The following is a 12,624-nucleotide window of genomic DNA, read 5'->3' as shown; positions in this document are numbered from 1 at the left end:
AGATACTTGTGGCATCGTCTAGTTTTGAAGCAAACGTAGCTGCAGCTGACGCTCTTACGTTGCTACTGCATAACCAGCATGCAATATGCGCAGCAATTGAAGAGGTCACGAAATGGCTTTCGGAGAACGGTGCGGGGAATGCTGCGATCAACGCAGTGACAGCAATGGAAACGCTGGACAAAAATGCTCAAGGGATCACTGAGGCCATTTACCGGCTACGCCAATCATAGGGTATCAGCTCATACTGAACACCTTCATGAACAGCTCTATCGGCGCTCTCGAATCTTGCTGCTCGCTTTTAAGTATTAACTAAGATCGAGTCGATAGAGCAGCTAACTGTTCTTCTTATATGGCGGGCCATCCCTGACCCGCTTGTTTCAAAGAGTCGTAGAAGGAATATCTGGCTTTTAGCGTGGATCCTGCTGTTTATCCATCACCGCATTATCCGTTTCCTCCCGCACACGCTCAGGGTCTAGCCCGATATCGTCATCATCAAGCGGACGCTCACCTTCGTTATCTGGCAGTTCGTCAATCCCCTCTTCTTTCATGGGATCAACTTCAGTGCGCCCAGGGCTCAATGGATCAGGTGAAGTGGGCATTGGGTCGTCCTCACCCATACCCCCTTGAAGCTTAGGATCGTGATTCATACACACCTCTCAGTACCCTCAACGGTGGGGGCATGTAGCTTGGAGAGGATTAGCATTTCGAGTGTTCGATTAATTGGCTCACCGACCGTCGCCATTCTTCCATTCAGCCTTTCAGTCATCTCGATGGAACGTTGTGCCAGCTCCTATCCTCTATCGCAACACCAGCGAATCTGAGGGCTTCATCATGATTGACCCAGCAACCGGTATGAAGGCGGGCGAGCGTTACATCGTAGAAAGTCTCGAACGTACACGACATTTCCCAGGCTTCTTCCTCGACGGGAAATATTACCTTGGCCCCGAATTGATGACGGCCATAGGTTGGCTGGAAGGTCAGCAGTTTTATTACGATGAGCTTGACCCCACTGGTGAGCCAGTATTCCCCAATCGACTCGCCGGCACTGTAGAAGGCCTAACCCTCATTCTTGCAGACGGTGCGCGTTTACCTTTAAACGGAATGCCCTACGAAGCAGAGATCGATCCCTCGGACATTCCGATCAGTCGCAATCCATCGTCACCGGAACATCGCCCTACTTCGCCAAGCGATCAACACGGAGTTGAGAGCGTCTGGATGTCAGGTAAACATCCCTATCCCATACTCCTGGCGGCGGGCGCAGCGCTATTACTAGGAATACTGTTTGGGGTCAAACAAGCTAAACGCCTTCCTATTCGAAAGCTGAGGTAGTCGTCCTTCGTGAATTCCCTGGAGAAGCGCCCTTGGAAAGATCGGAGGTGAGAAAATGCATCCTGTGACCCCTGACGGTCGTTACTTCGTTCTCAGGAGGCAGCTGTGGCGCTGTTCAAATCCATCACTGGAAGAGGACGTGCGCCAGCGTCTTGTCGATGCGCTCATGGCAGCTCGACGCGAGGTGAAGAAAGCGAAAGATTCGGAAGACGAATCGCAGCTAAAGCGCGCTCGGGAAAAGGTACAAGTGGCCAAAGTAGCGCTTGGTGAGCGGGGCCCTGTTTGGTGGGCTGATGGCAGTCCTGATTTCAATAGATTCCGGGTCACTAATTCCCCTTATGCTGAATGGTTCAGTTTGCTTCATGAGCCTGATTAACCTTTGGCTCAAGGCGGAATCAAGGCGATGGAAACCGCAGTGGCATTCATGCGCTGCGCTTTCTCCGCTTCGAGATCTGCGAAAGACGGAACGACTCAGGGCATATGCTTTCGAAAAATTGAGCGCCTCGAATTTCAAGGGGCGAGGAGAAATCTTATGACTGAAAAAAGCTCCGTTTCATCAAAAAAAAGCAAAGCACTGAAAGATTCTGCTCTCGTCTCGGACGTGTCAGAAACAGGCTTAACAGATGACGAACGAGTGGTCAGGGAAGATGAGTTCCTTGGCGACGAACCACGTGTGGAACCCGGCCCAGCCGACTTGGAAAGACTCAAGGATTAACGTCAGCGTCCTTGTTATTCGGTGCGACCGATATTTCGAATACGCGACAGCTGCTACCTGAAATTTGCTTGATGGAGGTGTCACGTATGCGCCAGCAAACCTCATTCTTATTTGATCTGGATGGCACGTTGACTGATAGCGTCTACCAGAATGTTTTCGCGTGGAAAACCGCGCTCGACTCAGAAGACATACCGCTGGCCATGTGGCGAATTCACAGAAAAATCGGTATGAGCGGCGGGCTGATGCTCAAGATGCTAGCCCGTGAGACCGGCCTGGAAATCAAACCAGACCAGGCTAAAAGGCTCAGCGATAAACATGATAAAGCCTACAAGGATCTGCAGGGTCAGATAAGCGTTTTGCCTGGCGCTGTCGACCTTCTCGAAACCTTAAACCGCGATCAGTTCAAGTGGTGTATTGCTACCAGCGGTGGCATGGACACTGCAGCAATAAATCTGAAGGCATTGGGCTTGAATATCTCGGAGGTGAATCTCATCACCCGTGATGACGTCGAGTATGGCAAGCCCGATCCAGACCTTTTCCTCGCCGCTGCAAGCAAACTCAATGTACCCATCGAAGATTGCCTGGTGATCGGTGACGCCATCTGGGACATGCTTGCCGCACGACGCTGCAAGGCCACCGGTATAGGGCTGCTTTCAGGTGGTTATGACACAGGAGAGCTTGAACGTGCAGGTGCACTTCGAGTCTACGAGGATCCTCTGGCACTGCTGCAGCACCTGGACGAGGTGGCTTCCCGTCCGTGATCAATCAGTAAGCACGCGGATTGAGTTGGTGTGCTCACCGCTCGCGGCGAGTTTCATGCATACAGCCTCGGGTGGTGTTCCAGCTCCTCAGAATCAACGATCCATGGCGTTGGCCGCACCTGATTCAACTGCGCCCACCCCGCACTCCTATGACTTCGACAAGTTTTTCGCTGCGATAGACAGGCGAAGCGCATACGAGATCAGCCAGGCTCCACTGGCGCTGGCAGTGCCACTCTTGAGCAGACAAAAAGCAGCATGCCTATCAGGATCAATACCCCTCCCCGCATCCATGTTTCCATACTTTGCTGACTGAGCAGTACCAGACACGAAACGATAGCAAGTACCGGAACCCACGTCGGCACCCGAAAGTGATTTTCCGCAACCTTGTCACGGCGCAGGATTAACACGGACAAATTTGTGCTGAGAAATACAAACAGCAGGAGCAGGACGACGGTTTCGGCCAATGTAGCTAGCGTTCCCGTCAGCGTGAGTGCGATTGCTACAAGGGTGGTAGCAATGACCGCGATCCAAGGGGTGCGCCGCCGAGGCAGCACCTTGCTCAAGGCGTCCGGCAAAAGTCCAAGGCAGGCCATGCCATAGGTAAGGCGACTCGCCATTATCATGGTTAACAGTGCGCCATTGGCTACCGCGATCAATGCAATGAAGGCGAAGACGCGAGGCGGAATGTTTAAACCTGACGCCCGAACCACTTCAAGAAGAGGAGCCGAGGTCGCCACAAGTTTTTCCATGGGCAGTACGGAAGATGCCGCGACTCCGACAGCCATGTAGACGACTCCGGCGGTCAGCAATGCGGCAAATAATGCGCGCGGGTAAACTTTTCGAACGTCTCGGATTTCTTCCGCTAGATTGGCGGATGTTTCGAATCCTACAAAAGAATAGAAGGCGATCAATGCCGCGCCCAAAACGGCTAACATCGGGCTGATCCCCGGTTTGAACTCCAGGCTGCGCCCCAAATCGGCATCGCCTGTACGGAAATACCAAGCAGCGGCAACGACGACCAACAGAAGACCTGACAGCTCAATGACTGTCATCACTAGGTTGGCTCCTAAAGACTCTTTAATTCCCCTCGCATTTAATAGCGCAATAACGAGAAGGAAAAGTAAGGCTGCGATGTGAGGCGGTACATGGATGAACGCCGCTAGGTAATCACCTGCAAACGCCAGCGATAAACCCGCCGCACTCGTGACAGCTGCCGATAGCATGCAAAAGCCAACGAGAAACGAAATGAGCGGAGACCTGAACGCCTTCTCTGCGAAAACCGAAGCGGCGCCCGCGTGAGGATATTTTGTCACCAACTCTGCGTAGGAACCTGCAGTAAGCATCGCGAAAAAAAGAGCGATGAGCAGAGGCACCCATATTGCGCCACCTACCTCCCCCGCAATTGTGCCAGCGAGCGCATAAACACCCGCACCGAGGACATCGCCGAGAATAAATAGAAAAAGCATCGGGCCGGTAACGGCGCGGCGAAGGGAGGTCTTGGGGCGCAAGGTCTTCACGTTCAACTTCCTGGCTTGAGGTTGCGAGAGCCGATTACCGGGCTGGAAGCTAGGCGGCCTCACTGTTAAGCAATGGAAATTTTCGCGTGTCTAAAGTTCACATATCTTGCCAAATGTGGCCGGCAGCTATGGATAGTGAAGGCCAGCTAGCAGTCCAGCTTAAGCTCACCGCATTCTACGTAAACGGAGGACGTTTAAACCGGCGGTTTACGCCGAACGAAGCTGCAGATATCGATTGCCACCGATCTCAGATTATTTCCGTCAGCGAAATTAAATACGCGCACTTAGCACGGTCTCTTGGTGGCATACTGCTCAAAGGAACAGCGCCCCTGCTTTTTGGGCCGTGCCTAATGCGAAGGCCACTTCAGTGAATAGTCACGAAGATTTTCGTTTTAATGCTCATAAGCATTTGCTCGACCTGGATGCGAGCACGACTCGACTGATGATGCTGGTGGTCGCGAGTGAGGTATCAGGTTTACATTGGAACGAAGCCGTAACGCGTCATCAACTTGCTATTGACGCATGGGCTGTCCTTCTCGCAGCCCCGATGCTCGCACTCGACGAAAAACCAATGCCAAGCGGGGATTGATGCTATTGAGCTCGTTCAGCAGCCAGCTGGTCGGATGCAGCGCTTCGTATTGACACCACCTGAGCTCAGGTCAGACTGATAAGACCTGTTGCACTCGGCTGGGCGATGCGTAAAGCCAAAGCCAGCTTCCTCGTCAGAAATTGCCCCGTTTGAAAGTCAACAAACGCCTGTTGAATCTCCTCGGGTGTATTCATCACGAACGGGCCTCCTAGTGCACCGGCTCACGCAAGGGGCGCCCCGAGAAAATCAACAACCGAGCATCCTCTTCATCAGCACCGATCAGGAGTTCTGATTGCCCGTTTTTCTCTGCACGAGTCAGCCAAGCTAACTGGCTAGCGGGAACGCGCTTTCTCGCACTCCCAATTCTCTGCGCTCCTGCCAACACATAAATGAACGCATTGTCATCGGCGGGTAAATCCTGCTGAAACTTAGCTCCCGACTTAGTTCGCACATCCAGCATCGTGATAGGAACATGGAGATAACTCCAATTGATCATTGCATGCACTTGTCCGTGCGCTCACTCAATCATCCGCATTGACGCTATTTGGCTTACCTATAACCAATGAACGATTCACGATAAGCCAGGGGGACACAGATTGTCACACCTGAGTTGACAGTAAAACCGTTTTCAACGCCTTTATTGAGCCAATGAACATCATTAATCTGAGCCCATGTTGAACGAAGCCAATAAACCACATCGATAAAGGATTTCATCATGAGCAACGCTACTTACAACCGCCTGAACAAAGACGACGCTGTAGTGCTGATGATCGACCACCAGACCGGCCTCATTTCCTTGGTGCAGGACTTCTCGCCCAACGAGTTTAAGAACAGCGTGTTGGCCCTGGCCGACGTTGCCAAATTTTTCGAATTACCGACCATCCTCACTACCAGCTTTGAACAAGGCCCTAATGGCCCGCTGGTACCGGAGCTAAAGGAAATGTTTCCGGACGCACCTTACGTTGCGCGTCCCGGTCAAATCAATGCGTGGGATAACGAAGACTTCGTCAAAGCAATTAAAGCCACCGGTCGCAAGCAATTGATCATCGCCGGCGTTGTCACGGATGTCTGCGTAGCGTTCCCGACCCTGTCCGCACTGGCTGAGGGTTTTGAAGTGTTCGTGGTCACCGATTCTTCGGGCACGTTCAACACCACCGTGCAACAGGCTGCGTGGAACCGCATGACTCAAGCCGGTGCGCAAATGATGAACTGGTTCTCGGTGGCCTGTGAGTTGCAGCGCGACTGGCGCAACGACATAGAAGGCCTGGGCAATCTGCTGTCTCAGCGCATTCCTAACTACCGCAATTTGATGAACAGCTATTCGGCGTTGACTACACGCCAATCGTAAGTCTGGTTCGTAACCCAAGGCCCGCCTTTGCGGGCTTTGGGCATGGGCTTCATTAGGCATACTTCTGTGCACTTAACGAAATGGGGCCCTCAACGGGCCCTTTCTTGTACTCAAACCAGAATCAATTGGCCAGCCAAGCCTCGACCGTATCGGAGCCATGTTTCGCTTTCCATTCTTTGAGACCCTTATGGTTTCCACCCTTGGTTTCAATTGTCTCACCAGTATTCGGGTTCTTATAAACCTTCACTTCACGTGCCTTACGGCCTCCAGCTTTCCGCTCGCCTGCTGGTACGCGACGACCTGCTTGCGGATCTAGCAGGTTGATCACATCCTTGAGGCTGTAGCCGTATTTTGCGAGCAAATCGCGCAATTTGGTTTCGAATTCGATTTCTTTCTTGAGGCCGGCATCGCCCTTTAAGGCTTCGAGCGCTTGGAGCTGTTCGGCGAGGTGTTTTTCGAGCTGGCGGAATTCTGCAAGTTTGGACATTGAAATTCTCGATGTGAGTGATACCAAAAGTTTACACCATAAATCACGGCTTGCACTTCTAACAAGGTACTATTAGCGCCGCAGCTATTAAATTTTATCACTGGACGAATATCAAATATTTGATGATGTGCTGATTGTACTGAATGAGACGAAATCACCATACGCGCAGTGTTACTCAATAGGTGACTAAGCCAGTGGTGCGGGTCGTGAAATCACCGCTTGGTTTGAGAGTAGCCATGCCCAGGATCATTCTACGCAAGTAACTGGAGACATACACTAACCAAGAGCCAAGAGTTTTTTAACCTCAGAAATGATCAAGTCGATGTTGAATGGTTTTGCCAAAACCGCATCAAACAAGTCCGATCTTTCCATGCCGATATGGGCCTGAGCACCGCTCATCAATATGATTGGCAAATGCTGAGCGGAGGGAAGCGCTCGGACGGCTGTAGCGAACTCTAGGCCGTCCATCACCGGCATCATAAAGTCGGTAATGATCAAAGCAGGCCGCTCTCTATCCAGCACCTCAAGTCCTTTCTGACCGTTGCTGGCGGTAACCACCATGAATCCTTCATCCTCCAGCGCGAAACTGAGAATATCAGCGATCAAATACTCGTCGTCGACGACCAGGATGGTGGTCATGTTAAATTCAACCCGCACGAAGGCTTAAGATTGTGAACCGGGCGATGTCTCAGTCGGGACTGAAGGTTCATGTCTTAAAGCCTTTTTCAGGAAAACATCTTGATCACGGATGACGACCTCAAAACGCGAAGGGTCATAAGAGCTGTCTCGTACTTTAAGAATGGAAAGCGTCCTGCTTAGTTCAGAGTGATTCTCATAGAATCGCATCAGCATTAGGTTGTCGACGATGCTGGACAGGTCAGAGTTTGGTGCGCTGACCTCTGAACCGAACAGATCGCGCATTTCCCAAGATGCAAATACTGTAACGCCCCTGGATCGCAGCTCGTTCATCAGAGCACTGAAGAAGTCAGTAATCCGCGCTGGATTTGTCGTGACTCGCGTCATGCCGCTTAGGCTATCGATGAACAAACGCTTGATGCCCTTTTCTTCGACGATACTCAACAGCCGTGCACCCAGTCCATCCAAAAGCCCCTCTGTAGTGGGCTGCCAGGCAATGGTCAACGCGCCACTATCTTCCATGCCCTTGATATCAATACCGAGTGATTGGCCTTTGAGGCGCAGCCGTTGTGGACTTTCATAGAAGCCAAAATGTAAGCCCGGCGCTTCCACGGTCGACTCGGCCAGGAACTTAAGGCCGAGCGTCGTTTTACCAATCCCTGAGGGGCCTATGACCAGAGATACACTGGAACTGTGCAGTCCACCGCCTAAGATGTCATCCAGTGATTCAATGCCACTGGCGATACGCGTCAAATCGGCGCTATCGGGAGAAGACGGGTGGCTGTAAAGACTTTCGAGTCGCGGGTACACCACCAAGCCATTGTCGGTAATTTCACATTCGTGAAGACCGGTCATAGCTCCGCTGCCGCGAGTTTTACGCAGCTGAATTCGACGCACTGAGCGAGTGCCATATAGCTCTTCGCCCATCTCTATGACGCCATCAACCATGGTGTGTTCAGGACTGCCGTCGTCGAGGCGAGAGCTGGTAAGAAACAACACCGTGCAACCAGCAAAAGCGGCGTGCCCTTGCAGTTCAGAGATGAATTTCTTGGTATCAATGTGTGAATCAGCTTTTGAGCGCGCATTGAGCAAACCGTCCACAACCATAACGGTGGCTTTCTGACGGCTTATCTCGCGTCGAAGCAGCTTTACTACCTCGTCCAGTCCTTCGTTTTCCAGAGTGTCAAACGCGCTGACAAATTGGATTTCAGCGCCGACTTTGGAAGAGTCGAAAAAGCTCAGAGTTGAAAGAAATTGAAATAGGCGATCATGAGACTCCGCAAGCAGCGTTGCGACTAGCACCCGCCCCCCATTTTCCGCGTGATGAAACCCAAGCTGGTTAGCCAGAATCGTTTTACCAGACCCTGGGCGCCCTTGGATTATGTATGAAGAGCCTGCTACCAGTCCGCCCTTGAGCAGAGCGTCGAGCCCTTCGATTCCACTTTCGAGGCGTTTTAGCTTTTCCACAATGCGACCCTGATCTGAAAAACAAGCTGGTGAAGCCGAGTGGACGGAATGCTAACGCCATTTTCGCTCCGAAGCTATTGCACCTAGATTGTTGTCGCCAGAGATTAGGTAGTGGAGAAAGACGCATCTGTCGCTAAGGGCCAGACAACTTCCGCAAGTTTGGAATCCAGCATAAATTGACAGCTGTCTAGGCAAACGGGGCATCGACGGACTGCTTACAGCCAACAGCAGTCGTTCAAAACTTTTCCTTGCTCGCGGATCGCACGGCAATACCTTCCGCATCCACTGGCATCTCAATTTATGAAACGCTTAAAGCAGATAAGTACGCAGCAGACTAATTTTGCGGTCAATCGCCTGCTGCAAGCGAGCGCGATGCGCATCCCAAGCTTCGGCGTCGACGGAGGTGGAGCGCATTAGAGTCAACATCGCCAGCTTGGCAGAAACGTATTCCGCATCGGCATCCAGCATATCGAGCTTGTGCTGTTCTTGTTCAGTCATCTCCCGACGCCTGAGTGCAAGGACTACGTCATCGGTAATCGCTGGGCCCAGAGTGAACCGGGTGCGGTGGGGAGCGCAGAAGGGCTCGCTGTCCATCAAAATCGCAAGTGCACGCTGAAGCCCCCAATTCAGTGCACTACTCAGCCGCTCGAGACCTTCTCGCTCATGGAACTCCTCGTGCATCGCGGCACCATTTTCTTGATAGATTCCGACAAATACCTGCACTTCCTTGTTGTGCGTCACACGTGCTTGAACTTCCACGCGCCGCCCATCCTTGAGCCTTTCCTCATGGATCCTTGTAGGGAATTTTTTATTCACCCAAAGCCAGAACTGTGGGCCTCTGCGGCGCATTCATTGCCCTCCACGACTTGGATTTCGAGTAAGGCACAGACGCCATGGCTTTTCCAGACCATTGGTCGCAATGAAAAGCTACCAATAGCCGGAGGCGAACATCGAATAAGCGCACGGCATTCCTGACAATCAGTAGCTGTCAACTTCTACCGCATTGGTGGGTACGTTCATAGTTTACAGTGTGAGCTGTGCGACCAATTGGTTCGATAACATCTAGTTCGGCGTATTCATCACCGAGTATTGGCAAAGTTAGTTCACGAACGGTCATGGCCGTCCCAAAACTTTCCTTGCGTCCCGACGATGCGTCCTGATGGAGGGCGTCTGAGGAAAGGATGATGCTGCGTTCGGGTGCTGTTCCTGCACGGACTGTAGCCTTCATGTGGACGACTGCAGGTAACTGTTGCACCAGTGAGGCTACAGAGCATCCTGCAAGCAAACCGAGCGCTATCTGATACGGTTTTTTTTTCCGCATCTGAGCCTTTTTTGGCCTTGGATCTGTACCTATAAAGTGCGTTCCGAAGCACTAGCGGAAGGTGATCGGCCACTATTCAGCCTCTCCAGAGAACGGACGACTTTGAGAGTCTTCAGGCGCCCCATATGAATATTCGCCCCATGAGCCTCCATAGTCAGATGCCTCCCAAATCTGAACGTGACGTGCTCGGTATGATCGCGAACGACCGTCACCTTGACGAAATACTCTCCGTGATTTGTCGTATCTTAGATGCCCAGTCAGTCGATACCTTTTGCTCCATACTTCTAGTGGACGCGGAGGGAAAACGATTGCTGAGCACTGCTGCTCCTGGTCTTCCGGTTGAATACAGCCGGGCAATTGATGGAATGGTCATCGGCCCTCAAGAAGGAACATGCGGCACTGCAGCATTTCGGCGCGAGTTAGTGATCACCGAAGACATTGCAGATGACCCAAGCTGGGGACGTTTTCGTGACCTGGCACTGGGGTATAACCTTCGCTCGTGTTGGTCGATGCCTTTGCTATCCCCTCAAGGCCAAGTGCTGGGTACATTTGCCCTTTACCATCGCCGCACTCACATGCCCAGCAAAGCGCAGATTCAACAGCTAGCCTATTCCGCCAACTTGGCAGCCATCGCGATCCGCCACAAGCGTGACGGTCAACGTTTGGAAGAAAGCGAGCAACGTTTCCGTTCACTGTTCACTCATAACCCCCACCCCGTTTTTGCTCTGGATCTGAATGGGCGAATCCTGGATGTAAATCCAGCCGGCCTAAAGCTCAAGCCATACGGCGTAACCGATCTTGTCGGGTATTACTTCGCCAATCTTGTATTGGAAGAAGACCTGCATCGGGTCAACGCACATTTCTCAGTAGCCAAGGACGGCGAACCTCAAATGTTTGAGGCACGTCTGCTGGGCGAAAGCGGCGAACCGTTAACAATGCACATTTCCAATTTTCCAATCAGGGTCGATGGCGAAATCGTCGGTGTATTCGGGGTCGCCAGAGATATCAGCGAAAAAAAGCGTTACGAGCAACAGTTAAGTTTCAACACCTGCCATGACCTACTGACCGGCTTACTTAACCGTGTGTCTCTCGAAGACTGGCTAGAGTTAGATTGTCATATCAGCCGTAGGTGCGAACGTCATCTAGCAGTGATCTGCATTGATTTGGATGGATTCAAATCCATCAACGACTCCATCGGACATTACTCCGGTGATCAGGTGTTGATTGAAGTAGCACGACGTATTACCCGGCAGGTTCGTCCCGGAGATACCGTGGTGCGCACAGGTGGAGATGAATTTGTTGTGCTGATTCCGGATCTGGTACGTGATGAAGACGTCGTAACGGTAGTTGAACGATTAATGGCCGATGTCGCCAGACCTTACTCAATTCAAGGCAACGAAGTACATGTGAGCGCCAGTATCGGCATCACTGTGAGCGATGGTCATATCGATCAGCCGATGAAGCTTATCCAGCAGGCTGAAATGGCTATGTACAAGGCCAAACAGCAAGGGCGCAACAACTTTCAATGGTACACAAGTGATCTTAATGAGCACGTTTGCGATCAGGCGAAACTACGCAGTGACTTACAGATGGCGCTCGACTCGCAATCCCTCAGATTACATTATCAACCGCAGATAGATGCGCGGACATCAAGGGTGGTCGGAATAGAAGCGCTGCTGCGCTGGGAGCATCCAGAAAAAGGATTTATATCACCAGAGCTATTTGTGCCGGTTGCAGAGGACAGCGGCCAGATCATTCTTCTAAGTCTATGGGTACTTGATACAGCCTGCGCCCAGCTACGCCAGCTGATCGATAAGGGTGTTGCAAGCATCTCAATGGCCGTGAATATTTCTCCGGTGCATTTCCAGCGAAACAATTTCGTCCAGTGTGTTCAGGCGACCTTGGAGAAGCACGGACTATTGGGTGCACAGCTCGAACTTGAAATTACCGAGTCGCTTCTATTGCAGAATGCTGAGCAGGCGATTGAAGTGCTTCACTGCCTTAAGGCTTTAGGCGTGCGCATTGCGCTCGATGATTTCGGTACTGGCTTTTCCAGCCTCAGTTATCTCAAGCACTTGCCCATCGACAAGATAAAGATTGACCGCTCGTTCATCCGGGAAATCGCCACAGACCATCGTGATGCTGCGATCACTCAAGGCATCATCTCCATGGCTCATCACCTCGATCTGACCGTTGTTGCAGAAGGTGTAGAGACCTTGTCTCAGGTGAACTTCCTAAAGGGCAGTCGCTGCGATGTTTTCCAGGGCTATTACTATGCCAAACCGATGCCATACGAAGCACTTGATGGTTTCCTGATTGCGGCAGAGTTTGATGCTTGAAGTCCCACAAGATCGGCTTCCTATCGGCTACTTGCCGCAAGCATTGTTTCTTCTCGAAGCGATGGGTCGTGGGCAAACTGTTGCTGCTGCTAGGCGTCCGGAGAAGTGCGATTTC

Annotated in this window: 16 protein-coding genes; 8 read left to right on the top strand and 8 right to left on the bottom strand. The window is 51.8% G+C overall.

Annotated elements, in window-relative coordinates:
- Nucleotides 1-8: 8 nt before the first annotated feature.
- Nucleotides 9-230 (top strand): hypothetical protein, encoded by a 222-nt coding sequence (locus ACP3TY_RS07195; RefSeq protein WP_346637919.1) that lies wholly within the window; start codon nt 9-11, stop codon nt 228-230.
- Nucleotides 231-407: 177 nt separating this feature from the next.
- Here the strand turns inward: ACP3TY_RS07195 and ACP3TY_RS07190 are convergent, their stop codons facing one another.
- Nucleotides 408-647 (bottom strand): hypothetical protein, encoded by a 240-nt coding sequence (locus ACP3TY_RS07190; protein WP_346637920.1) that lies wholly within the window; start codon nt 645-647, stop codon nt 408-410.
- Nucleotides 648-780: 133 nt separating this feature from the next.
- On the opposite strand from ACP3TY_RS07190, the gene ACP3TY_RS07185 reads away from it, so the two are divergent.
- From ACP3TY_RS07185 to ACP3TY_RS07170, 4 genes are all read left to right on the top strand, one after another.
- The gene (locus ACP3TY_RS07185) at nt 781-1,329 is read left to right on the top strand and encodes a short chain dehydrogenase (RefSeq protein ID WP_426619580.1); all 549 of its coding nucleotides are present in this window, start codon (nt 781-783) and stop codon (nt 1,327-1,329) included.
- 55 nt (nt 1,330-1,384) lie between these two features.
- Complete coding sequence (locus tag ACP3TY_RS07180; RefSeq protein ID WP_346637921.1) at nt 1,385-1,705, top strand: hypothetical protein; 321 nt, start codon at nt 1,385-1,387, stop codon at nt 1,703-1,705.
- Nucleotides 1,706-1,861: 156 nt separating this feature from the next.
- Complete coding sequence (locus tag ACP3TY_RS07175) at nt 1,862-2,044, top strand: hypothetical protein (protein ID WP_007917639.1); 183 nt, start codon at nt 1,862-1,864, stop codon at nt 2,042-2,044.
- 86 nt (nt 2,045-2,130) lie between these two features.
- A complete protein-coding gene (locus ACP3TY_RS07170; RefSeq protein WP_346637922.1) occupies nt 2,131-2,805 on the top strand; it encodes an HAD family hydrolase in 675 nt (224 codons plus the stop codon).
- A 200-nt stretch (nt 2,806-3,005) separates the two neighbouring features.
- Here ACP3TY_RS07170 and ACP3TY_RS07165 read toward each other — a convergent pair whose 3' ends face one another.
- A complete protein-coding gene (locus ACP3TY_RS07165) occupies nt 3,006-4,271 on the bottom strand; it encodes an APC family permease (protein WP_426620440.1) in 1,266 nt (421 codons plus the stop codon).
- Between the two features lie 418 nt (nt 4,272-4,689).
- Here ACP3TY_RS07165 and ACP3TY_RS07160 point away from each other — a divergent pair, with 418 nt between their 5' ends.
- On the top strand, nt 4,690-4,911 hold the full coding sequence (locus ACP3TY_RS07160; RefSeq protein ID WP_346637923.1) for a hypothetical protein: 222 nt from the start codon (nt 4,690-4,692) through the stop codon (nt 4,909-4,911).
- A gap of 65 nt (nt 4,912-4,976) precedes the next feature.
- Here ACP3TY_RS07160 and ACP3TY_RS07155 read toward each other — a convergent pair whose 3' ends face one another.
- Both ACP3TY_RS07155 and ACP3TY_RS07150 read right to left on the bottom strand, forming a co-directional pair.
- Nucleotides 4,977-5,105, bottom strand: a complete 129-nt coding sequence (locus ACP3TY_RS07155) for a hypothetical protein (RefSeq protein ID WP_426619579.1) — start codon at nt 5,103-5,105, stop codon at nt 4,977-4,979.
- 14 nt (nt 5,106-5,119) lie between these two features.
- Nucleotides 5,120-5,407, bottom strand: coding sequence for a pirin-like C-terminal cupin domain-containing protein (locus tag ACP3TY_RS07150; RefSeq protein WP_426619578.1), 288 nt, complete (start codon nt 5,405-5,407; stop codon nt 5,120-5,122).
- 219 nt (nt 5,408-5,626) lie between these two features.
- Between ACP3TY_RS07150 and ycaC the strand changes: the two genes are divergently transcribed.
- Entirely contained in the window at nt 5,627-6,259 is a 633-nt protein-coding gene (gene ycaC / locus ACP3TY_RS07145) for an isochorismate family cysteine hydrolase YcaC (protein ID WP_426619577.1), read from the top strand.
- Nucleotides 6,260-6,380: 121 nt separating this feature from the next.
- Here the strand turns inward: ycaC and ACP3TY_RS07140 are convergent, their stop codons facing one another.
- The 4 genes from ACP3TY_RS07140 to ACP3TY_RS07125 form a co-directional block, all read right to left on the bottom strand.
- Nucleotides 6,381-6,746, bottom strand: coding sequence for a histone-like nucleoid-structuring protein, MvaT/MvaU family (locus ACP3TY_RS07140; protein ID WP_346637925.1), 366 nt, complete (start codon nt 6,744-6,746; stop codon nt 6,381-6,383).
- 276 nt (nt 6,747-7,022) lie between these two features.
- Nucleotides 7,023-7,385 (bottom strand): response regulator, encoded by a 363-nt coding sequence (locus ACP3TY_RS07135; RefSeq protein ID WP_346637926.1) that lies wholly within the window; start codon nt 7,383-7,385, stop codon nt 7,023-7,025.
- 24 nt (nt 7,386-7,409) lie between these two features.
- Complete coding sequence (locus ACP3TY_RS07130; RefSeq protein ID WP_346637927.1) at nt 7,410-8,849, bottom strand: ATPase domain-containing protein; 1,440 nt, start codon at nt 8,847-8,849, stop codon at nt 7,410-7,412.
- Nucleotides 8,850-9,158: 309 nt separating this feature from the next.
- Nucleotides 9,159-9,698 (bottom strand): hypothetical protein, encoded by a 540-nt coding sequence (locus ACP3TY_RS07125; RefSeq protein ID WP_346637928.1) that lies wholly within the window; start codon nt 9,696-9,698, stop codon nt 9,159-9,161.
- 597 nt (nt 9,699-10,295) lie between these two features.
- Between ACP3TY_RS07125 and ACP3TY_RS07120 the strand changes: the two genes are divergently transcribed.
- On the top strand, nt 10,296-12,509 hold the full coding sequence (locus ACP3TY_RS07120) for a putative bifunctional diguanylate cyclase/phosphodiesterase (RefSeq protein WP_346637929.1): 2,214 nt from the start codon (nt 10,296-10,298) through the stop codon (nt 12,507-12,509).
- Nucleotides 12,510-12,624: the final 115 nt, after the last annotated feature.

Source organism: Pseudomonas rustica, from assembly GCF_049959085.1.
In the GTDB taxonomy this organism is placed as follows: domain Bacteria; phylum Pseudomonadota; class Gammaproteobacteria; order Pseudomonadales; family Pseudomonadaceae; genus Aquipseudomonas; species Aquipseudomonas rustica.
This window is presented reverse-complemented; position numbering and strand designations above follow the sequence as displayed.